The sequence below is a fragment of the Streptomyces apricus genome (assembly GCF_008369065.1).
In the GTDB taxonomy this organism is placed as follows: domain Bacteria; phylum Actinomycetota; class Actinomycetes; order Streptomycetales; family Streptomycetaceae; genus Streptomyces; species Streptomyces apricus.
The window spans coordinates 1-23,898 of sequence record NZ_VDFC01000001.1; the positions used below are offsets into that span (position 1 = coordinate 1).

The 23,898-nt window shown below is 74.8% G+C and carries 6 protein-coding genes; 1 reads left to right on the top strand and 5 read right to left on the bottom strand.

What is annotated here, in order from left to right; all coding sequences use genetic code 11:
• On the bottom strand, window positions 1–1,309 hold a 1,309-nt coding region (locus FGF04_RS00005), incomplete at its 3' end, for a M24 family metallopeptidase (protein WP_149509076.1).
• 47 nt (window positions 1,310–1,356) lie between these two features.
• Window positions 1,357–2,007 (bottom strand): helix-turn-helix domain-containing protein, encoded by a 651-nt coding sequence (locus FGF04_RS00010; RefSeq protein ID WP_149509077.1) that lies wholly within the window; start codon window positions 2,005–2,007, stop codon window positions 1,357–1,359.
• A 169-nt stretch (window positions 2,008–2,176) separates the two neighbouring features.
• Between FGF04_RS00010 and FGF04_RS00015 the strand changes: the two genes are divergently transcribed.
• A complete protein-coding gene (locus tag FGF04_RS00015) occupies window positions 2,177–2,836 on the top strand; it encodes an isochorismatase family protein (RefSeq protein WP_188113902.1) in 660 nt (219 codons plus the stop codon).
• An 83-nt stretch (window positions 2,837–2,919) separates the two neighbouring features.
• Here the strand turns inward: FGF04_RS00015 and FGF04_RS00020 are convergent, their stop codons facing one another.
• Genes FGF04_RS00020 through FGF04_RS00030 form a run of 3 tightly spaced genes read right to left on the bottom strand, consistent with a single transcriptional unit; the run spans window position 2,920 to window position 23,812 of the window.
• Entirely contained in the window at window positions 2,920–4,494 is a 1,575-nt protein-coding gene (locus FGF04_RS00020; RefSeq protein WP_149509078.1) for an amidohydrolase, read from the bottom strand.
• Window positions 4,495–4,504: 10 nt separating this feature from the next.
• Window positions 4,505–4,729 carry an MbtH family protein gene (locus tag FGF04_RS00025; RefSeq protein ID WP_149509079.1) on the bottom strand — a complete coding sequence of 75 codons (225 nt, stop codon included), beginning with the start codon at window positions 4,727–4,729 and terminating at the stop codon, window positions 4,505–4,507.
• A gap of 39 nt (window positions 4,730–4,768) precedes the next feature.
• Window positions 4,769–23,812: a non-ribosomal peptide synthetase gene (locus tag FGF04_RS00030; protein ID WP_235882097.1), complete on the bottom strand. Its 19,044-nt coding sequence runs from the start codon at window positions 23,810–23,812 to the stop codon at window positions 4,769–4,771.
• Window positions 23,813–23,898 lie beyond the last annotated feature (86 nt).

The window sequence follows — 23,898 nt, forward strand, 5'->3', positions numbered from 1 at the left end:
GGGCCTCGCGGCGGGTGTCGAGCGCGCCGCCGGCGGTCCAGTACCTGCGGCCCGCCACGAGCAGTTCCTCCGCCGGGAACTTGGTGATCACCTCGCACCCGTCGGCGGTGACGACGACCTGCTCCTCGATGCGCGCCGCCGACCAGCCGTCCGCCGCGGGCCAGTACGTCTCCAGCGCGAACACCATTCCTTCTTCGAGGACTTCGGGGTGGGCGGGCGAGACCAGACGGCTGAAGACGGGCTTCTCCCAGATGGACAGGCCCACGCCGTGCCCGTACTGCAGGGCGAACGCGGCGGTCTCGTCGGGGAAGCCGAACTCCTGGGCGCGCGGCCACACTTCGACGATGTCGGCGGTGGKGGCGCCGGGGCGGACGAGGGCGATCGCCTCGTCCATGTAGGCGCGGCAGCGGACGTACGCGTCGCGCTGCGCGGGTGAGGCGCTGCCGACGGCGAAGGTGCGGTAGTAGCAGGTGCGGTAGCCGAGGTGGCTGTGCAGGATGTCGAAGAACGCGGGGTCGCCGGGGCGGATCAGGCGGTCGCTGTAGACGTGCGGGTGCGGTGAACAGCGTTCGCCGGAGATGGCGTTGACGCCTTCGACGTACTCGCTGCCCAGGTCGTACAGAACCTTGCTGACGAGCCCGACGCACTCGTTCTCGCGCACGCCCGGCCGTAAGTAGCCGTACAGCTCCTCGTAGGCGGCGTCGACCATCGAGCAGGCCTGGGTGAGCAGGGAGATCTCGTCGCGCGTCTTGATCCGGCGGGCCTCCAGGAACACCTGCTGGCCGTCCACGACGTCGATGCCCTGCTCCTTCAGGGCGTGCAGGACGGGCATCTCGGCGAGGTCGACGCCCAGCGGCTCGTCCGCCAGGCCGTGTTCGCGCAGTTCGGCGGCGATCTTCGCGGCGACGTCCGCGGCGATCCCGGCGTCCGGGTGGAAGGCGCCGCGCAGGGTGGAGATGCCCGCGCGGGCGCCGGTGGGCGGGCCCTGGCCGTCACCGTCCTTGTCGCCGCCGTGGGCGAGCCACGGGGTGTACAGCTGGTGGTGGCGGGCGGCGGAGCCGAAGTCCCAGACGACCGGTTCGCCGCCGCGGACGAGCAGCGCGAAGCGGATCAGCTTGTCCATCGCCCAGGTGCCGATGTGGGTGGCGGACATGTACCGGATGTTGGCGAAGTCGAAGCTCAGCAGGGCGCCCAGCTCGCTACGGCCGAGGGCCTCGTGGAGGCGGGCCAGCCGTTCCCCGCGCAGCCGGTCGAGGTCGATGCGCTGTTCCCAGTCGACGGCGTTCGGTCCGAACGTGCGGATCGCCATGGTGACCACCACCCTCCTGGGGAGTGAACGACCGCCAAGGGGACGTGTCAAGGCACACTGAACACGAACCAGACACCGACGGCGGGTTCGCGGCCGTCGTTGCGGTAGCGGTGCGGGGTGGCCGACTCGAAGCCCACCGCGTCGCCGGGCCGGACCACGTACTCCTCGGCGCCGAGGGTCAGGACGAGCTCGCCCGAGGTCAGATAGCCGTACTCGGTCCCCGGGTGCCGCATCAGGGCGCCCGGGCCGGAGGAGGACCCGCCGGGCGGGTAGGTGACGAGCAGGAAGTCGACGTCGGCCCCGGGGACCCGGCCCAGCCGCTCCCACACGACGCCCGAGTCCAGCTCCAGCACCTCCCGTTCACCCCTGGCGGCCAGCGGGCCGGTCCCGCGGCCGGCCGCGGCGGCGAAGGCGGCGAGCGCCCGCCCCCGCGCGTCCGGTTCGGCGCCGGGCAGGGCGGCGGTCACGGGTGCCGGCTCCTCCCCGGCGGCGCCGAAGAGCGACTCGACCGGGACGGCGAGCGTGGTGGTGATCGCGTACAGGGTGCTCACCGAGGGCTGGCTCTTGCCGGTCTCTATCTGCGAGATGAGGCTCGCGGACACCCCGATCTCCCGCGCCAGTCCGCGCAGGCTCATGCCCTTCGCCGTACGCGCCTGGCGGATGCGCGCGCCGACCGGCGGCACCGCGGCAGGGGACATGGACGGCTCCTTCCGCGTGGCGTTCGCGTCCGCCGGACCATTGAACAGCGGATCCGCCCGCGGCGGTGACCGGTTCGGGCCACCCCGGCACTCGTCCGTCAACTTAGCTTAGGCTAAGCTAAGTTCCCCTACCGGGCCCGGCTACCCCGTCACCAGGGAGGAGTCCGCCATGGTCCTGCCCGCCGTCACCTCCTACGCCATGCCCGACCGTGCCGCGGTCCCCGCGTCCGGCCCGTCCTGGACGATCGACCCGGCGCGGGCGGCGCTGCTGGTGCACGACGTGCAGAACTACTTCGTCCGGGCCTTCCCGCCGGACTGCTCCCCGGTCGTGGAGCTGATCGACAACATCTCGGCCCTGCGCGAACTCGCGGGCACCCTCGGCATGCCGGTCGTCTTCAGCGCCGAACCCGCCGCACAGCACCCCGGTCCGCACGGTCAGACGAATGACGTCCACGGGCCCGGCACCGGTCCGGGGCCCGACGGGGACGCGGCCGTGGTGGCGCCGCTCACGCCCCGGGTCGGCGAGCACCTGATGGTCAACGTCCGCCACAACGCGTTCCTGCGCAGCCACCTCGGCAGGCTGCTGCGCTCCGAGGGGCGCGACCAGCTGATCCTGTGCGGGGTACGGGCGCACCTGGGCATCCTGCTCACGGCGGCGGACGCCTTCATGCACGACATCCAGCCGTTCGTCGTGGCCGACGCGGTCGCCGACCTCTGCGCCGAGGACCACTCCATGGCCCTGCGGTGGATCGCCCGGACCGGTGTCGTCTGCACCACCGACCAGCTGATCCGCCACCTGCTGCACGGCAGGGCGGCGCGCAGCGGATGACGGCGGGCGCACCCTGCCCGGTGACGGCGGGCGCCCCGCTCCCACCGGGCAGGGTGCGCCCGAAGGCACAGGGATCCGTGGGCCTACAGCGCGGCCCCCTCGGTCTCCAGCCCCGCCACGAAGGTCGCGACCACCTCGATGTCGCCGATGCGCGACACGTCGATCCGCGTCGGGTCGTCGCCCAGGACCACCAGATCGGCCCGCTTGCCCGGGGTGAGGGTGCCCGCGCCGTCCTCCCAGTGGCAGGCGAAGGCGCCGGCCACGGTGTAGGCGTGCAGGGCCTCCAGCACGGTGATGCCCTCGTCCGGGCCGATGACCTGACCCGACGCCGAGGCCCGCTCGACCATGAACTGGATCGCCCTGAGCGGCGATCCGTCGGCGACGGGCCGGTCGGAGCTGCCGACCAGGGTGATGCCCCGGTCGAGGAAGCCCCTCCCCCGGTACAGCCAGGGCGCCCGCTCCTCCCCCATGATCTGCGCGTAGTCGTCGCCGAAGTACCGCAGGAAGTTCGGCTGGACCACGGCGGCCACGCCGAGGCGCGCCATCCGGTCCAGCTGGTCCGGCCTGATGAGCCCCGCGTGCTCGATGCGGTGCCGGGCCGCCGGCCGGGGCCGCAGGCGCTGCGCCCGCTCCAGGGCGTCCAGGGCCACGTCGGCCGCGCGGTCGCCGATGGCGTGGACGGCGAGCTGCCAGCCCGCGAGGTGGCCGTCGACGATGGTGGCCGCGAGCACCTCGGGGTCGTCCTGGAGCTCGCCCCCGTGGTCGAGCCCTTCGTAGGAGCTGCTCAGGGCGGCGGTACGGGCCATCATGCCGCCGTCGGTGAAGACCTTCAGCGCGCCGACCGAGAGCCCCTCGTCGCCGAACCCCGTGCGCAGGCCGAGGTCGAGGGCGCGGGGGATGCCGTCGTCCTCGTGCGCGCCGACCGGGTGCAGCCGGTCGGCGGACACCATGAGCTGCACCCGCAGGGGCAGCTTCCCCTGCTCGCGGGCGAGCTGGTACGCGCCCAGCTCGACCGGGCTGTGGCCGAGCAGGGAGCCGCCGATGCCCGCCTCGGCGCAGCCGGTGACGCCCTCGGCCAGACAGGTGCGGGCGGCGTGCCCGATGGCGTCCGCCAGCTCCTGCTGCGCGTGCGGCAGCCGCAGCGCCCGGGCGGCCCCCATGGCCCCTTCGGCGAGGAAGCCGTCCCCGCCGCGGAGCCGCGCGGGCAGCAGGTCCAGGACGGCGGAGTTGACCAGGCAGCCGTGCCCGGAGTCGTGCATCAGGAACACCTTGCGCCCGGCGGCGACCTTGTCGAGTTCTGCGGCGGTCAGGTGGCGGCCCAGGCCCCGCTGGTCGTACCCCGCGAGGTGCGCCCAGCCCCCTTCCGGCGTACGCGCCGCCGTCTCGGCCACCACCGCCAGGACGTCCTCGACGGACCGGCAGGGCGCCACGGTGGGCGTGGCCGCCTTGAGGCCGGTCCAGGCCAGGTGCACATGGCTGTCGATGAACCCGGGCAGGACGGTGGCGCCCTGGAGGTCCACGGTCCTGTCGGCGGGCAGGGCGGCCACCTCCTCGTCCAGGCCCACGATCCGGCCCCGCCAGACGCCCAGTTCGCGGGCGACGGGGCGGGCCGGGTCCATGGTGAGGAAGCGGCCGTTCGTCAGTCTCGTGGTGAGCATCGCGGGGGCCTCAGCCGGTCTGTTCCGCCGCCGTCCGCTCCACCAGGCTCCTGGGGCGCATGTCGGTCCAGGTGACCTCGATGTGGTCCAGGCACTCCTGGCGGGGGGCCGGGCCGTGGACGACGGTCCAGCCGGCCGGCACGTCGACGAAGTCGGGCCACAGGCTGTACTGGCCCTCGTCGTTGACGAGCACGGAGTAGGTGCCCTCGGGGTTCTCGAACGGGTTGGTGCTCACGGGATTCCTCCACCTCACAGTCTGAACAGGGATGTTGGTCTAGTCGCGGTCGGCCGCGCGGGCGACCAGGGCCTTCAGGGCGCGGAACCAGCTCTGCGCCAGGTCGCGTACCGCCTCCTCGTCGAGGACCGCCGCGGGCCAGGACCAGTGGGCGGCGAGGACGGGTCCGCCGGCGCGGTCCTCGGTGACGACGTTGATGCCGAGCGCGTGGCCCTCGCGCATCTCCGGCTCGGCGCCGATGTCGGAGACCTCCTCCTCGGGGGCGTAGGACCAGTCGGTGGCCTCGGGGATGCCGAAGCGGCCGAGGTAGTTGAACTCGATGGGCGGTGCCGCGAAGTCCGCGAGGACCGGTGCGGTACGGGGGTTGAGGTGGCGGAGCATGCCGTAGCCGGTGCCGTTCGCGGGCAGCGAGGCCAGGTGGCGCCGGGTCCGGTCGAGCGCCTCCTCCACGGCGGGGCCGCCCGCGAGGGCCGCGTCCAGGTCGACGGGACCGGGGTCGAGGAGCACGGGGAAGACGCTGGTGAACCAGCCGACCGTACGGGACAGGTCGACGTCCCTGGCCACCTCCTCGTCGCGGCCGTGGCCTTCCAGGTCGACCAGGACGGGGCCGCCGGGGCCGTCGTCGTGGCGGCGCCGCCAGTCGGCCACGGCGAGTGCGAGAGCGGTGAGCAGGACGTCGTTGACGTTCGCGGAGAACGCGGACGGCACGGCGGACAGCAGCGGGCCCGTGTGCTCGGCGGGCAGCCGCAGCTCCAGCCGCCGTACGGTGCCGGCCGTGTCGCGCACCGGGTCGAGCGGGCTCTTCAGCGGCAGGGGTGCCGCGCCCTCCAGGACGCCGGTCCAGAAGGGCAGTTCGGCCTCCCGGGCCGGGTCCTGGGCCAGTTCCGTGAGCTTGCGCGCCCAGGTGCGGAAGGACGTGTCGACGGGCGGCAGCTCCACCGGGCGCCCTTCCCGGACGGCCCGCCAGGCGGCCTCCATGTCCGGCAGCAGGATGCGCCAGGAGACGCCGTCGGTGACCAGGTGGTGGGCCATCAGGAGCAGCCTGCCGGGCTCGGCGCCCGCGTCGAACCACACGGCCCGCACCATGGTCCCGGCCTCGGGGTCGAGGGCGGCGCGGGCGGCGTGGGCGGCGTCCGCGACGGCCGTCCGCAGTTCCTCGGCGTCCAGGCTGGTGACGTCGATCCGCTCGATCCAGGATGCGGGGTCCACCGAGCCGGGGGGCGGCACGGTGATGTTCCAGGCCTCCTCGGAGGCGGTCGTCCGTCGGCTGCGGGTCAGTGGGGGCTGGTCGCGCAGTTCCCCGCGCCCCTTACGGGGCGCCTGCGGCGCACCCTGCTCGCGGCCGTCCGTGACCCCGTCCGTGCGCACCAGCGTGGCGCGCAGCATCGCGTGGTGGTCGGCCAGTGCTCGTAGTACGGCCGTGAGCTTCGGGTGGTCCAGGGCCGGCGGTGTCCGGACCAGGGCCGACTGGTGGTAGCCGCTGGTCGGGCCGCCCAGTTCGCGCAGCCAGTGCATGACGGGGGTGAGCGGCACGGTGCCGGTGCCGTCGTCGGCCGGGCGGCTGCCGGTGGCCGCGGTGGTGGTGGCCACCTCCGCCAGTGCGGCGACCGTGCGGTGCCTGAGCACCAGGCGCGGGGTGATCCGTACCTCCGCGGCGCGGGCCCGGCTGACGAGCTGCATCGCCATGATGCTGTCGCCGCCGAGGGCGAAGAAGTCGTCGTCGGCACCGACCTCGGCGAGGCCGAGCACGTCGGCGAACACGGCGCACAGGGTCTTCTCCAGCTCGGTGCCGGGGGCCCGGCCGGTGGAGAGTGCGGAGAAGTCCGGGGCGGGCAGGGCGGCCCGGTCCAGCTTGCCGTTGGCGAGCTCCGGGAACCGGTCCAGGAGGACCACGGCGGCCGGGACCATGTGGTCGGGCAGGTGCGCTCCGACGTGGGCGCGCAGCCGGGCCGGGTCGGGCGCGGCTCCGGTGGCCGGGACCGCGTACGCCACGAGGAGCTTGCGAGCGCCGTCCTGACGTACCGTCACCAGGGCCTGGGCGACGTCCGGGTGAGCCGTGAGCACGGACTCGATCTCGCCGGGTTCGATGCGGAAGCCGCGGATCTTGACCTGGTCGTCGGCGCGGCCCAGGTAGTCGATCCGCCCGTCGGCGGTCCAGCGGGCCAGGTCGCCGGTCCGGTAGAGCCGCGAGCCGGGCTCCCCGAACGGGTCGGCCACGAAGCGTTCGGCGGTCAGGGCGGGGCGGCCCAGGTAGCCGCGGGCGAGGCCGCCGCCCGCCAGGTACAGCTCGCCCGTCACGCCGGGCGGCACGGGCTGCAGCCGGTCGTCGAGGACGTAGGCGCGGGTGCCCGCGACGGGACGGCCGACCAGCGGCCGGTCGCTGTCGCGCACCCGGGCCACCAGCGCGTCGACGGTGGACTCGGTGGGCCCGTACAGGTTGAACGCCTCGGTGCCCTCCAGCTTGCCGAGCCGGTCCCACAGGGCGGCCGGTACGGCCTCGCCGCCGACGCCGACAACCGCGAGGGGGCTGCTGCCGTCCTCGCGCACCAGGCCCGTGTCGGCCATCTGCGCGAAGAACGACGGCGTGATCTCCAGGAAGTCGAAGCCGTGCTCGGCGACGGCCGCCGCCAGGAGCTCCGGGTCGCGGCGGGTCTCGTCGGAGACGACGTGGACGCAGTGCCCGTCGAGCAGCCACAGCTGCGGCTGCCAGGAGGCGTCGAAGGAGAACGACCAGGCGTGCCCGGCGCGCAGGTGCCGCCGTCCGGTGAGGGCCTTGGCGGGCGCGTACAGCGTCTCGCGGTGGCTGTGGAAGAGGTTGCCGACGCTCTCGTGGGTGACGACGACGCCCTTGGGGCGGCCGGTGGAGCCCGAGGTGTAGATGACGTACGCCGGGTGGCGCGGGGTCAGCGGCGCGGTGCGGTCCGCGTCGGTGAGAGCGGTCGCGGCCTGCGCGGCGAGCAGTTCCGCCGTTGCGGGGGCATCGAGCTCCAGGAGCGGCGGTCCGCCGGCGGGCAGTACGGAGGCGAGCTCCCGGGTGGTGAGCGTCAGGACGGGGCGGGCGTCGTCCAGCGTGTCCGCGAGGTGCCCGGCCGGGGCGTCCGGGTCGAGCGGCAGGTAGCCGGCGCCCGCCTTGTGGACCGCGAGGATCGCCAGCAGGGTGCGGGCGGTGCGGGGCAGGGCGAGCGCGACGAGCCGTTCGGGTCCGGCGCCGTACGCGACGAGCAGCCGGGCGAGCCGGTTGGCCTGCGCGTCGAGCTCGGCGAACGTCAGCGCGACGCCGTCGGAGGCGACGGCCGGTGCGTCCGGCGAGAGCGCGGCCTGGCGTTCGAAGAGGGCGGGCACGGTCGTCGGCGCGGCGGGCGCGGGCCGGTCGTTCCATTCGGTGAGGATGCGCCGGCGTTCCGCGTCGCCGAGGATGTCGATCCGGCTGATCGGGATGTCGGGGTCGGCGGCCACGGCCCGCAGCAGGCGCACCAGCCGTGCGGCGACGGCCTCGGCGCTCGCGTGGTCGAACAGGTCGGTGCTGTACTCCAGGACGCCGTCGACGCCGTCCCCGTCCGCGCGTTCCACGAAGTCGAAGGAGAGGTCGAACTTGGCGCCGGCCGCGCCGGTCTCCTCGCGCCGGGCGTCGAGGCCGGTGAGGAAGTCCCCGTCGCCGCCGGCTGCGGCGAGGTACACCACCATCACCTGGAACAGCGGGTGCCGGGAGAGCGAGCGGGCCGGGTTGAGGGCGTCCACCACGCGCTCGAACGGCACGTCCTGGTGGTCGAAGGCGGCCAGGTCGGTCTCCCGCACCCGGGCCAGCAGGTCGCGGAACGCCGGGTCGCCGGAGGTGTCGGTGCGCAGCACCAGGGTGTTGAGGAAGAACCCGACCAGGTCCTCCAGCGCCTCCTCGGTGCGTCCGGCGATGGGGCTGCCGAGCGGGATGTCGGTGCCCGCGCCCAGCCGGGTCAGCAGGGCCGCCACCGCGGCCTGGACGACCATGAACACGCTGACGTCGCCGGAGCGGGCCAGCTCGCGCAGCGCGGCGGTCAGCTCCGGGTCCAGGGGCATCGCGACGGCGCCGCCGCGGTAGCTCGCCTCCAGCGGGCGCGGCCGGTCGGCGGGCAGCGCGAGCTCCTCGGGCAGTCCGTCCAGCGCCCGCCGCCAGAAGGCGAGCTGCCGGGCGGCGAGGCTGCCCGGGTCCTTCTCGTCGCCGAGCACCGCACGCTGCCAGAGGCTGTAGTCGGCGTACTGGACGGGCAGCGGCGCCCGTTCGGGGGCCCGGCCCGCCGCGCGGGCCGCGTAGGCGGCGGCCAGGTCGCGGGTGAGGGGCCGGTCGGACCACTCGTCGCCCGCGATGTGGTGGAGCAGGAGCAGCAGGACGTGCTCGTCCTCGGCGGTGCGCAGGAGGTGCACGCGCAGCGGCACCTCCCGGTCCAGCGCGAAGCCGTACCCGGCGGCCTCCGCGAGCCGCGCGGCCAGTTCCTCCTCGTCGGCGACGGCCTCGGTGCGCACCGGGACGGGTGCCTCCCGCGGCGCGAGGATCCGCTGGTAGGCGCGCCCGTCCTCCTCCGGGAAGACGGTGCGCAGCGGTTCGTGGCGGGCCACCAGGTCGTCGACCGCGCGCTGCAGCGCGCCGGTGTCGAGCGGTCCGGTGAGCCGCCAGGCGAGCGGGATGTTGTACGTGGCGCCGGGGCCCTCCACCCGGTACAGCACCCACAGCCGCTGCTGGGCGAAGGAGAGCGGCAGGCGCTCGGGCCGGTCGGCGGGTGCGAGGAGCGGCCGGCCGGGCAGGCCGGTGGCGGTGTGCCCGGCGGCCTCCTCACCGAGCCGTTCGGCGAGCCGGGCGACCGTGGGCGCCTCGAAGAGCGTGCGCAGGGACACCTCGACGCGCAGTGCGGTCCGCACCCGGGCGGCCAGCCGCATGGCGACCAGGGAGTGGCCGCCGAGGGCGAAGAAGTCGTCGTGGACACCGATCCGTCCGAGGCCGAGGACCTCGGCGAACAGGCCGCACAGGACCTCCTCGCGCGGGGTGCGCGGCAGGGTGGCGGTGGTCCCCGCGGCGAAGTCGGGCGCGGGCAGCGCCCTGCGGTCGAGCTTGCCGCTGGGGGTCAGCGGCAGGGCGTCCAGGGCCGTGAAGGCCGCGGGGACCATGTGCTCGGGCAGTTCGGCCGCGGTGCGGCGGCGCAGCTCCGCGGCGTCGGTGGCACGGCCGGCCGCCGGGACGACGTACGCCACGAGCTGCTGGCCGTGCGCGGTCACGACGGCGCGGGCGACGGTCGCGTGCCGTTCCAGGACCGCCTCGACCTCGCCGGGCTCGACCCGGAAGCCGCGGATCTTGACCTGGTCGTCGGTGCGGCCCAGGTACTCGACCTCGCCGCCGGAGGTCCAGCGGGCGAGGTCGCCCGTGCGGTACATGCGCTCGCCCGGCCCGCCGTACGGGTCGGCGACGAACCGCCCGGCGGTCAGGCCCGGCCGGTCGAGGTAGCCGCGGGCCAGCTGCGCGCCCGCGAGGTAGAGCTCTCCCGCGACGCCCGGGGGCACCGGCCGCAGCGCGGCGTCCAGGACGTACAGGCGGGTGTTCCACACCGGCCGGCCGATGGTCACCGGTGCGGKGCCGGGGTGCACCCGGGTGGCGGTGACGTCGACGGAGGCCTCGGTGGGCCCGTACAGGTTGTGCAGCTCGACGGGGGCGAGCGTGCGGTGGAAGCGCTCGGCGAGCGGCGCGGGCAGCGCCTCGCCGCTGCACAGCACGCGGCGCAGGCCCGTGCACGCGGCGGCGGCCGGTTCCTCCAGGAACAGCTGGAGCATCGAGGGCACGAAGTGGACGGTGGTGACGGCCTCGCGCCGGATCAGCTCCGCGAGGTGGCGGGGGTCCTTGTGGGCCTCCGGCTCGGCGACCACCAGGGCCGCCCCGGTGATCAGCGGCCAGAAGAACTCCCACACCGAGACGTCGAAACCGGCGGGCGTCTTCTGCAGCACGCGGTCGTCCGCGTCCAGGCCGTACGCGTCCTGCATCCACAGCAGGCGGTTGACGATGCCCGCGTGCGGCACGACCACGCCCTTGGGGCGGCCGGTGGAGCCGGAGGTGTAGATGACGTACGCCGCGCTCGACGGGTCGTGGGAGCGCGGCAGTTCGCCGTACCCGCCCGCCGGGAGGGCGTCGCGGATCACGTGCACCGGGCGGGTGTCCTCCAGCATGAATGCGAGGCGTTCCGCGGGGAGGGCGGTGTCCAGCGGGAGGTAGGCGCCGCCCGCGCGGTGCACGGCCAGCAGGGCCACCACGAGGTCGGCCGAGCGCGGCAGGGCCACGGCCACCGTCGTCTCCGGGCCCACGCCCGCCCCGGCCAGCACCCGTGCGGTGTGCTCGACGCGCGCGTCCAGCTCCGCGTAGGTCAGGCGCTCCCCGCCGAAGACCAGGGCCAAGGCGTCGGGCGTACGGGCCGCTTGGGCGCGGAACAGTTCGGGGAGAGTCGTCGTGTCCGTGGGGTGGGACGTGTCGTTCCAGTCCGTGAGCACGAGGGCGCGCTCGGACGCGTCGAGGACGTCCAGCTCCCGCACCGGCCGGTCCGGCGCGGCGGCCGCCTGCTCCAGCAGCTGGACCAGACGGTGGGTGAGGCGCCGCGCGGTCGCGTCGTCGCACCGGTCGGTCGCGTACTCCAGGAGCAGGACCAGGCGGTCCGTCCCGTCCGCGGGCGTCTCGTCCACGAAGGTGAAGTGCAGGTCGAACTTGGCCTGTCCGGTGTCCATGTCGGTCCACTCGGTGGGCAGGCCCAGCACGTCGGGGTCGCCGTCCGGCCGGTGGTGGTAGCCGAGCATGACCTGGAAGAGCGGGTTGCGGCCGGCGGCCCGCTCGGGGTTGAGCGCCTCCACCACCTGGTCGAAGGGCAGGTCCTGGTGCGCGAACGCCTCCAGGGCCGACTCCCTTACACGGGACAGGAGTTCGCGGAAGGTCGGCTCGCCGGACAGGTCGGTGCGCAGGACGAGGGTGTTGACGAAGAAGCCGACCAGGTCGTCGAGCGCGTCGTCCGTACGGCCCGCGACGGGGGCGCCGAGCGGGATGTCGTCGCCCGCGCCGAGCCGGTGCAGCAGGGTCGCGGTGGCGGCCTGGAACAGCATGAACATGCTGGTGCCGGTGGCGGTGGACAGGTCGCGCAGGGCCCGCCCCGTGGCGGCGGGCAGGTCCAGGCGCACCTTGCCGCCGCGTCCGGTCGGCGCGGCCGGGCGGGGGCGGTCCAGGGGCAGCGGCAGTTCGTCGGGCAGGCCGCTCAAGGTCCGTGTCCAGTAGGCGCGTTGCTCCTCGCCGACCTGGCCGAGGAGCTCGTCCTGCCAGAGGGTGTGGTCGGCGTACTGGACCGGCAGCGGGGTCCAGCCGGGCTCCGTGCCCGCCGCCCGGGCCGCGTACGCGGTGTCCAGGTCGGCGAGGAACGGCCGGTCGGACCACTCGTCGGTGGTGATGTGGTGCAGCACGACGGCCACCACGTGGTCGGCCGGGCCGAGGCGGAACACCTCGCAGCGCAGCGGGAGTTCGCGGGACAGGTCGAAGGGGCGGCGCTGGGCCACCTCGACGAGCGCGTCCAGCGCGTCCTCGGCGCAGTCCGTCACGGTGAAGGCGGGCACGGCCTCGGCGGCGGGGACGATGTGCTGGTACGGCTCCCCGTCGTGCTCGGGGAACACCGTGCGCAGCGCCTCGTGCCGCCCCGCCACGTCGTGCAGGGCGGTGCGCAGCGCGTCGGGGTCCAGTGCGCCGCGCAGCCGGAAGACCAGCGGGAAGTTGTACGCGACGCCGCTGCCGGTGATGCGTTCGACCAGCCACAGGCGGCGCTGGGCCGGTGAGAGCGGGATGCGCGCGGGCCGTTCGGCGGGGACGACGGCGGGCCGGGCGGGGCGTCCGGCGTCGGCCCGTATGGCGAGCAGTTCCGGGGTCGGCGCCTCGAAGAGGTCGCGGATCGCCAGTTCGGCGCCCAACTCGGTGCGGGCGCGGCTGATCAGGCGGGTGGCGAGCAGGGAGTGGCCGCCCAGGTCGAAGAACCCGTCCTCGGCGCCGACCTCGGGCAGGCCGAGGACCTCGGCGAAGAGGCGGCAGAGCACCTCTTCGCGCGGGGTGCGCGGTCCGCGGCCGGTGCCGAGCGCGACGGCCGGTTCGGCGTCGGGCAGGGCGCGCACGTCGAGCTTGCCGTTGTCGTTCATGGGCAGCCGGTCGAGGGTGACGAACGCGGCCGGGACCATGTAGTCGGGCAGCTGCTGCTTGAGGTCCTCGCGCAGCCGCCGCACCAGGCTGTTCGCGCCGCGGGCGGCGGTGGGCTCGTTGGCGTAGGGCGCTTCGCCGCCTCCGGGCAGGTACAGCCCGGCGGTGCGGCCGGGAGCCTCGCCGGATCCGGTCGCGGCGACGAACACGGCGTCGTAGGTGCCCACTTCGCGCGACCAGGTCGTCAGGACCCGGCAGCCGAGCGGGGCGGCGAGGGCGTGCAGGGTCTCGGGGTCCACTCCCCCGGCAGCCCCCACGCGGGCGTCCGGGACGCCGGTGAACCGCAGCGGGGTGACGGCGCGGACCAGGTCCGCCACGTCGAGGTCGGCGCTCCAGCCGACCGACGGGACGCGCTCCAGGGCGAGGTCCGGCTCGCCGGCGTACAGGACGGCGTCGTAGCGGTGGCGGGTGAGTTCGTTGTGGTGCAGGGCGCGCTTGGTGCGCAGGTCGACGCGGTGGCCGAGGGTGGTGAAGTAGTCGGGGTCGACGAGGAGTTCCTTCTCCAGGCGCAGTCCGCGTTCGACGGCCCGCTCCAGGCCCTCCCCGGTGACCCCCTTGGCCCGCTGGATCTCCGTCTGGAAGGTCCGGGCCAGGCGCAGGTTGCGCACGTCGCCGACGTACAGGGCGCCGCCGGGGGCCAGGAGCCGCATCGCGCCCTGGATCACGGACGTCAGGTAGTCGACGCTCGGGAAGTACTGGATGACGGAGTTGATGACGATCGTGTCGAAGAAGCCGTCCGCGGGCAGGCCGGTCAGGTCGTCGGCGGGCTGGGCGCGCAGGGTGACCCGCGCGGCCAGCTCCGGGTCCTGGGCCAGTTCCTCGCCGATCTTGCGGATGACGGGGGCGGCGAAGTCGGTGGCCCAGTAGGCCTCGGCCGCCGGGGCCAGCTTGGACAGCAGCAGGCCGGAGCCGACGCCGATCTCCAGGATGCGGCGCGGGCGCAGCGAGCGGATCCGCGCGACGGTGGCCTCGCGCCACTCCCGCATCTCCTCGAAGGGGATGGGGCGCCCGTCGTAGGAGGAGTCCCAGCCGGCGTAGTCCTCGGTGAAGACGGCGGTGCTGATCTCCTCGTACTCGTCGGAGTAGATCTCCTGCCACTCGCCGATTTGCTCGCGTTCGGCGCCGTCGCGGTCGTCGCCGGTGAGCGGGGCCGGGACGACGTACCCGACGAGCCGTTCGTCGCGCACGACGACGGCCGCGTGCGCGACCTGCGGATGCCGGGACAGGGCGGTCTCGATCTCGCCCAGCTCCACCCGGTAGCCGCGGATCTTGACCTGGTCGTCGGTGCGGCCGAGGAAGTCGAGGTTGCCGTCGGGGCCCCGGCGTACGAGGTCGCCGGTGCGGTACATGCGCTCGCCGGGCTCACCGAAGGGGTCGGCGACGAACCGTTCGGCGGTCAGGCCCGGCCGGTCGAGGTAGCCGCGGGCCAGGCCGATGCCCGCGATGTACAGCTCGCCGGGCACGCCCTCGGGGACGGGCCGCAGCCAGGCGTCCAGGATGTGGGCGCGGGTCCCGCGGATCGGACGGCCGACGGTCGGGGTGGCGCTGTCGAGGGTGCCGCCGCCGAGGGTGTTGATGGTGTACTCGGTCGGCCCGTAGAGGTTGTAGCCGTAGGTGCCCTCGGTGTCACGCAGCCGGTTCCACACCGTCTCGGAGACGGCCTCGCCGCCGAGCAGCACGAGCGGCGGCCGGTGACCCTCCAGCAGGCCCTGCTCGATCAGCAGGTGCGCGTAGGTGGGCGTCACGTTGACGACGTCGACGCGGTTCGTCTCGCAGTACGCGACCAGGGCCTCGGCGTCGCGCCGCAGCTCCTCGTCGCAGATGTGCACCTCATGTCCTTCGACGAGCCACAGCAGCTCCTCCCAGGACATGTCGAAGGCGAAGGACACCGTGTGGGCGATGCGCAGCCGGCGTCCGCCCGCCGAGGCGATGGCCGGTGCGAAGATCTCCCGCTGGTGGTTGAGCTGCATGTTGGTCAGGCCGCGGTAGGGCGTGACGACGCCCTTGGGCCGGCCGGTGGAGCCGGAGGTGTAGATGACGTACGCCGGGTGCTCCAGGCTGAACCGCCGCTGCTCCAAGTGAGCCGGGTACGCGGCGAGTTCGGCGACGACGGCCGGGTCGTCCAGCAGCGCGCGGGGCGTGCCGGCCGCCGCCAGCCGCTCGGAGACGGCGGCGTTGGACAGCAGGAGCGCGGGCCGGGCGTCCTGGAGCATCGCCACCAGGCGGTCGTCGGGGTAGTCCAGTTCCAGGGGCAGGTAGGCGGCGCCCGTGCGCAGTACGGCGAACAGCGCCACGACCATGTCGAGCGAGCGGGGCAGGCCGAGCGCGACGACCCGCTCGGGGGCGGCGCCGCGCTCCAGCAGCAGGTGCGCCATGCGGTTGATGCGGGCGTCGAGTTCGGCGTACGTGAGGGTCTCGTCGCCGAAGACCAGTGCGGTGGTGCCGGGCGTGGCCGCGGCCTGGGCGGCCAGCAGGTCGGCGACGGTGTCCTCGGGGTCGGGCACCCGCCCCTCGGCCCGCTCGCGCTCCAGCTCCCGCCGCTCGGCGGGCAGTTGGGCGTCCACGCGGCCCACCGGGGCGCCGAGGTCGCGGGTGAGGCGGTCCAGGAGCAGGGTGAACCGGTCGAGCAGGTCCTGGGCCTGTGGACGCGCGACGACGTCGGCCCGGTGGGTCAGGGTGACCCGGATGCTGCGGCCCGGGGTGACGACGAGGTTGACCGGGTAGTGCGTGGCGTCGACGTTGGCGACGGCGGTGGCCCCGTGCCGCTCGCTCAGCTCCGCGAGCCGCTCCTCGGTGTCGCTGTTGCGCAGCACGAAGAGGGTGTCGAACAGCCGCCGGTGCCCGGTCTCGGCCTGCAGCACGCCCAGGCCCAGGTACTCGTACGGCATGACGGCCAGCCGCTCGTCCTGGACGCGGCGCAGCAGGGCGAGCACGGGCTCGGCGGGGTCGTAGGCGATGCGGGCGGGGACGGTGTTGAGGAACATGCCGATGACGTTCTCGATCTCCGGCACCTCGCTCGGCCGGCCCGCGACCGTGGTGCCGAAGACGACGTCGGTACGCCCCGTCGCGCTCGCCAGGGTCAGGCCCCACGCCGCGTTGAGCACGGTGTTGAGGGTCAGCCCGTGCCGGCGGCCGAGCTCGCGCAGCCGGGTCCCCACCTCGTCCGGGACGAAGGCGTCCAGGCTCTCCGGGATGGCCGGCTCCAGGCCCTGGTCGGCGGCGGCGAGCAGGGTCGGCTCGTCGAGTCCGGCCAGGGCGGTGCGCCAGGCGCCGGTGGCGACGTCGGTGTCCTGCGCCTCCAGCCAGGTCAGGTAGTCGCGGTACGAGCCGGGCGCGGCGAGACCGGCCGGGTCGCCGCCGGACGCGTAGAGGGCGAAGAGCTGGTCGAGGAAGAGCCAGGCGGACCAGCCGTCCCACAGGAGCAGATGGCGCCCGACGACCATGCGGTCGCCGCGCTCCGCGCCGAGGCGCACGACGAGGATGCGGAAGAGCAGCGGGCGGGTCAGGTCGAAGCGCCGGGAGCGCTCGGCCTCGGTCAGCTCCCGCAGCCGGACGTCCTGTTCGTCGGCGGGCAGCCCGGACAGGTCGACCTCTTCGAGCGGGATCTCCGGGTCGCGGACGATGAACTGCACCGGCTGGCGCAGCCCTTCGCTGGTGAACCCGGCGCGCAGGCCGGGGGTGCGCTCCAGCAGGACCCGCACGGCGGTGCGCAGGCGGTCCGTGTCGAGCGGGACGGCCAGGTCGAAGGACTCGTGGACGGTGTAGACGTCCAGGGTGCCGGCGTCGTACGTGGAGTGGAAGAACAGGCCTTCCTGGAGCGGGGCGAGGGGCCAGATGTCGTCCACCGGGCCGGGGCTGAGGCGGTGGACGCGCTCGGTCTCCTCGGCGGTGAGGGCGAACTCGGAGCGCAGGGACCGCACTTCGGCGACCGGGGCCGCCGCGGCGGCCAGGGCCGCGGGGGTGCGGTGCGCGAAGACGTCGCGCGGGCCGATGTCCAGGCCGGCCCGGCGGGCGCGGCTGGAGACGCCGATGGAGGTGATGCTGTCGCCGCCGAGCATGAAGAAGTCGTCGTCGATGCCGACCTCGTCGAGCTTGAGCACTGCGGCGAAGATCCCGGTGAGCGCCCGCTCGCGCTCGTTCCGGGGCGCGCGCACCTCGGCGCGCATTGATTGCGGGGCGGGCAGGGCGGCCCGGTCGAGCTTGCCGCTGGGGGTCAGCGGCAGGGCGTCCAGGACGACGTAGGCGCCGGGCACCACGGCTGCGGGCAGCGCCGCGGACAGCCCTTCGGCCAGCCGCGCGGGTTCCGGGCGGGCGTCGCGGGCCGGGACCACGTAGGCGACCAGGGCGCCGTCCGCGACGGTGACGGCCGCCTGCGCGACGGAGTCCTGGCGCACCAGCGCCGCCTCGATCTCGCCGAGTTCGACGCGGTTGCCGCGGATCTTGACCTGGCGGTCGGTGCGGCCGAGGTACTCGACGACCCCGTCGGGGCGGCGGCGCACCAGGTCGCCGGTGCGGTACATGCGCTCGCCGGGCCCGCCGTACGGGTCGGCGACGAACCGCCCGGCGGTCAGGCCGGGCCGCGCGTGGTAGCCGCGGGCGAGCTGGACGCCCGTCAGGTAGAGCTCTCCCGGTACGCCCGCGGGGACCGGGCGCAGGCAGGTGTCCAGGACGCGCAGGCCGGTGTTCCACACCGGGCGGCCGATGGGCACGGTGGTGCCGGGTGCGCCGTCGTAGGGGTGGTGGGTGACGTCGACGGCGGCCTCGGTGGGGCCGTACAGGTTGTGCAGCGGTACGCCGGTGAGGTCGAGCCAGCGGGCCGCGGCGGCGCCGGGCAGGGCCTCGCCGCTGCTGAGGACGCGCCGCAGGGAGGCGGCCCACGCGGGGTCGGCGGTGATCTCCTCGGACTGCAGGAACGCTTCGAGCATCGACGGCACGAAGTGCAGGGTGGTGACGCCCTGTTCGCGGATCAGGCCGGCGAGGTAGGCGGGGTCGCGGTGCCCGTCCGGGCGGGCGAGCACCACCGCGGCGCCCTCGCACAGCGCCCAGAAGAACTCCCAGACGCTGACGTCGAAGCTGGCCGGGGTCTTCTGCAGCACGCGGTCGTCGGCGGTCAGCCCGTACGCGCCCTGCATCCAGGCCAGCCGGTTGACGATGGCGCGGTGGGTGAGGACGACGCCCTTGGGCAGCCCGGTGGAGCCGGAGGTGTAGATCAGGTAGGCGGGGTCGTCGGGTCCGGCCGGGGCGCCCGGTCCGGCCGCGGGCCGCTGCTCGTCGGCCGGCGCGTCCACCAGGAGGTGGGTCAGACCCGGGACCTCGGGGAGCCGGTGCGCGGTGCCGATGGTGGTGACGACCGTCGTCGCCCCGGAGTCGGTGAGCATGTGGGTCACCCGGTCGGCCGGGTAATCCACGTCGACCGGGAGGTAAGCGGCGCCGGACTTGAGCACGCCGAGCAGGGCCACCATCAGGGCGGTGGAACGCGGTACGGCGACCGCGACGAACGTACCGGGGCCGGCGCCCGTCGCACGGACCCGCCGGGCGAACCCCTCCGCACGGGCGTCGAGTTCGGCGTACGTGAGGGTCTCGTCCCCGTACACGACCGCGGTGGCCCGCGGGGTGCGGGCGGCCTGCTCCCCGAAGGCCGCGGCGAGGGTGGTGCCGGGCACCTCGCGCCGTTCGCCGGCCGGGTGGGCGTCGGACAGCTCGGCCGGTGACAGCAGCTCCAGGGCGGCGGCCGGCTGCCCGGGGTCCGCGGCCAGGGCGTGCAGGATCCGGGTGAGCCGGTCCGCGACGCCGCGCACGGCGTCGGCGTCGAGCCGCCGCGCGTGGTGCTTGAGGCGCAGGTCGAGGCGGCGGCCCGGCTTCACGATCAGGGCGAGCGGGTAGTGGACGGCGTCGTGGAACTCGTGGCCCGTGACCCGGATCCGGCCGGAGGGGTCGGCGAGGCCGGTGGCGGCGGGGTAGTTCTCGAAGACGACGAGGGTGTCGAACAGCTCGCCGCTGCCCGCGAGTCCGGCGACGCGCTGGATCTCCGCGAGACCGAGGTGCTGGTGGTCCAGCAGGGCGGCCTGCTCGTCCTGGAGCCGCCCGACGAGACCGGCGAGGGTGTCCGCGGGCTCCCAGCGGAAGCGGGTGGGCAGGGTGTTGATGAACAGCCCGATCATGGACTCGATGCCCTCGACCTCGGCGTCCCGGCCGGAGACGGTGGTGCCGAACACCACGTCCTGGCGGCCGGTCAGCCGTCCGAGCAGCAGGCCCCAGGCACCCTGGACGACGGTTCCCAGTGTCACGCCCAGCTCGCGGGCGCGCGCCGACAGCCGAGCGGTGACCTGCTCGGACAGCTCCACGCGGACCTGGGCGGGGGTGATCGGGCCGCCGTCGGCGGGCGCCTCGACGAGCCGGGTGGGCTCCTCGACCCCGGCGAGCGCGCCGCGCCAGGTCTCGCGCGCGGCCTCGCGGTCGGCGGCCGCGAGCGTGCGCAGGTAGGTGCGGTACGGGGTGACCCGGGGCAGCGGGGCGGCGTCCTCGCCGTAGCCGGCCAGCAGCTCGCGGTGCAGGACGGGCAGCGACCAGCCGTCGGCGACGCTGTGGTGGAACGTGAGCAGGAGGCGGCTGCGGTCCGCGCCGAGCCGGACGAGGGCGCAGCGCAGCAGGGGCGGGCGGGCGAGGTCGAAGCGGTGGGCCCGCTCCTCGGCGGCGACCGCGTCGGCCGAGGCGTGCGGATGCTCCGACAGGTCCACCTCGCGCCACGGCAGTGCGAGCCCCTCGGCGACGATCTGCACGGGGCGCCCGTCGGGCAGCGGCCGGAAGCAGGCCCGCAGCGGGGCGTGCCGGTCCAGGACGCGCTGGGCGGCCCGGTGCAGCGCCCCGGCGTCGACCGGTCCTGACAGGTCGAGGGCCTGCTGGACCACGTAGGCGTCGCGGTCGGCGCCGTCGACGAGCGCGTGGAAGTAGAAGCCCTCCTGGAGGGGGCTCAGCGGCAGCAGCTCCTGGACCGTGACCGGGTACTCGCCCTGCAGGGCGGCGAGTTCGGCCTCCGTGAGCCGTACGAGGGGTGTCTCCTCGTCCGCGGTACCGGTGCCGTTGGTACCGGCGCCGCTGCCGGGGGCGGCGTCCGCGGCGGTACCGGTGCGGACGTCCGCGGCCTCCGCGAGGGCCGCGACCGTCCGGTGCCGGAAGACGTCGCGGGAGCTGAGCCGCAGGCCGGCCCGGCGGGCGTGGACGAGCAGCTGGATGGCGGTGATGCTGTCGCCGCCGAGCGCGAAGAAGTCGTCGTCGATGGTCGCCGAGCGCAGGCCGAGCACCTCGGCGTAGGCCGCGCAGAGCACTTCCTCGCGGGCGTCGCGCGGCGGGCGTCCCGAGCTCAGGGCGCCGTAGTCGGGCACCGGGAGGGCGGCGCCGTCCAGTTTGCCGCTGGGGGTGACCGGGAGGCGGTCCAGCGGGACGACGGCGGAGGGGACCATGTACTCGGGCAGCTGCTCGGCCGCGTGGGCGCGCAGGGCCTTCATGAGGGAGTGCACGTCGCGGAAGGGCGCCGGGCGGTTGGCGTGGAGGGCGGCGCCGGAGGGTCGGTACAGCCCTGTCGTCCCTGTCGCTCCGGTGGGGCCGAACACCGCGTCGAGGCTGCCGTCGTCGGCGCCCCCGTTCCAGGTGACGGCCGCCTCCAGGCCGTGCCGGGCGGCGAGGGCGTACAGCTCCTCCGGGTCCGGGGCGCCCGCGGGGGACGCGGCACGGCTGCTGTCGTCCACGGCGGACAGCGCGGCCAGGTCCTCGGCGAGGCGGACGTTGGGCAGACCGGTGACGCGCAGCGGGGTGGTGCGCCCGGCGAGCAGGGCGCCGAGTGCGTCCGGGCCGCGCCGGCCGTCCGCGGGGTCGCCGCCGGCGGCCAGTTCGGCCCAGGCGACCTCGTCGCCCCCGGCCGGGTCCGGGGCCGGGGCCGAAGATGCGGCCGCAGTCGGTGTGCGCTGGTGGAGTACGACGTCGTAGCGGTAGCGGGTCAGTTCGTTGTGGTGGGCGCCGCGCTTGACGCGGATGTCGGCGTCGAAGCCGTCGAGGGCGGCGAAGTAGTCCGGGTCGAGGAGCAGTTCGCCCTCCCAGGCGACCGACCGCTCGACCGCGGCCCGCAGGGCCTGCTTGTCCGCCGGGTCGGCCGCACGGCGCGTCTCCACGGCGGCGCGCAGGCAGCGCAGCAGCCGGGCGTTGCGCACGTCACCGATGAACAGCCGTCCCCCCGGGGCCAGCAGCTCGGCGGCGGCGCCGATGACGTCGGTGAGGTAGTCCGCGTCCGGGAAGTACTGGGCGACGGAGTTGAGGACGATCGTGTCGAAGTGGGCGCGGGGCAGCCCGTCGGTGTCGTGGGCGGGCCGCGCGTCCAGGTGCACGCGGCCGGCCAGCTCCGGCACGGCGTCGACCTGCCCGCGCAGGGCCCGTACGGCCTCCTCGGACAGGTCGGTGCCCCAGTACTCCTCGCAGGCGGGGGCGATCCGGGAGAGCAGCAGGCCGCTGCCGACGCCGATCTCCAGCACGCGGCGCGGGGCGAGCTCCGCGATGCGGGCGAGGGTCGCCTCGCGCCACTCGCGCATCTCCGCCACGGGGATGGGCAGCCCGTCGTACATGCTGTTCCAGCCGGCGAAGTTCTCCCGGAAGCCCCGGGCGCCCTGGAAGCCCTGGGAGTCCTGAGAGACGTGGGAGCCGTCCTGGCGGCCCTCGGACCCGGCCGCCGAGTAGAGCAGTTCGTGCAGGTCCTTCCACTCCTGGACCTGCTCGCCGAAGTCCCGGTCGGCGTCCAGCGAGGGGACGACGTAGGCGGCGAGCCGGCGGTCGCCCGGGCGGTCCTCGCGGACCAGGACCGCGGCCTGCTCCACGGCCGGGTGGGCGCGCAGCACGGACTCGATCTCGCCGGGCTCGATGCGGAAGCCGCGGATCTTCACCTGCGCGTCGGCGCGGCCGAGGAACTCCAGCCTGCCGTCGGCCTTCCAGCGCACCAGGTCGCCGGTGCGGTAGAGCCGCTCGCCGGGCGCGCCGAACGGGTCGGCGACGAACCGCTCGGCCGTCAGGTCGGGCCGGCCCAGGTAGCCGCGGGCGAGTCCGGCGCCGCCGAGGTACAGCTCGCCCGGCACACCGGCCGGTACCGGCTGCAGCCGCGCGTCGAGCACGTAGGCGCGGGTCCCGGGGTCGGGGACGCCGATCGGCACGATCGTGCCGGCCGGGGTGTCGGGGTCGCACAGGCCGAGGGTGGAGTTGGTGGTCGCCTCGGTGGGGCCGTACGCGTTGAACATCATGCGGCCGCGGGCGTACCGGCCGACCAGTTCGGGCGAGACCCGCTCGGTGCCGGCCAGCAGGGTGGCGGGCGGCAGTTCGACGTCCTCGGGCATCGCGGCGAGCAGCGCCGGCGGGAGGATCATGAAGGTGATGCCGTGGGCGTGGGCGTAGTCGGCGAGCGGGGCGCCGGGCACCCGCAGCTCGGCCGGCACGACGACGAGCCGGCCGCCGGAGAGCAGCCCGAGGCACAGGTCCCAGAAGGCCACGTCGAAGCTGGGCGAGGCGAACTGCAGGACCCGGCTGTGCGGTCCGATGCCGAACCGCTCGCTCTGGGTGGCGACCAGCTTGGCGACTCCGGCGTGGGAGAGCACCACGCCCTTGGGGCGGCCGGTGGAGCCGGAGGTGTAGATGACGTAGGCGGCGTTGCCGACGCGGAGGGCGCCGGGAGCGAGGTCGGGCCCGGACGGCCGCGCCCGCTCCAGCTCCCGTACGGTGTCGGGCGCGTCCAGCACCACGACGTCCATGCCCTCGGCCGGCGGGATGTCCCGGGCGACCTCGGCGGTGGTGACCAGGCAGGCGGGGCGCGCGTCGGCCAGCATGTAGGAGATGCGGTCGGCCGGGTAGTCGGTGTCCACCGGGAGGTAGGCGGCGCCGGACTTCAGGACGGCGACCTCGGCGACGATCAGTTCGGCGGAGCGGGGCACCGCGAGGGCCACCACGCGCTCGGGGCCCGCGCCACGCGCGACGAGCGCGTGGGCCAGCCGGGCCGCCCGCTCGTCCAGCTCCGCGTAGGTCAGCCGGGTGTCCTCGAAGACCAGCGCGATCTCGTCGGGCCGCTGCCGGACCTGCTCGGCGAATATCTGCGGCCAGGTGCGCAGGGGGACGTCGTGGTCGGTGTCGTTCCACTCCACCAGGACCCGGTGCCGTTCCTCGGCGTCCAGCAGGTCGAGTTCGCCGACCGGGGTGTCAGGCCGGGCGAGCGCGTCGGCGAGCAGGGTGGCGTAGTGTCCGGCGGTCCGCCGCGCGGTCTCCTCCCGGAACAGGTCCTGACGGTACGTCACCCGCACGCTGCCGGACCGGACTTCCAGGGCGAGGTCCACAGTGCCTTCGGCCTGACCGGAGGTCTCGCCGGAGACCTCGCCGAAGGCCGTGTCGAAGGCCGTGTCGAAGGCCGTGTTGAACAGCAGCCCTCCGCCCCGTGTCGGCTCCGGCCCCAACTCCGCGACGAGGGCGGCCAGTCGGATGCGGTGGGCGGCCGCCTCCTCGTGCGCCCGCGACACGCGCCGGACCAGTTCCGCGAACGCGGTCCCGCCGTCGAGGGCGACCCGGAGCGGCAGTCCCCGGTGGCCGACGGTGATGTCGTGCGCGCCGCCGTAGCGGTGCAGCAGTGCCACGAAGGCGGCCAGGTGCGTGAGTTCGTCGGCCGTCGCGCCCAGGGTGCGGCTGACGGTGCGCGGCTCCCCGCCGGGTGCGAGCGGGTACGGGAAGTCGGTGGGGAGGACCGCCTCCTGCGGGAGGGGATCGAGCCTACGGCGCCAGTACGCCGTCACATCTCCGTCGTCGACGCCGGACGCACGCGTTTCGAAACCGGACACAGCTGACCGTGCCTCCAGAGGGTGCGGAACCGGCTCAGCCGGAGGACCGCAGGTCATACTAAGGTAAGGATTACCTAACCAAAAGG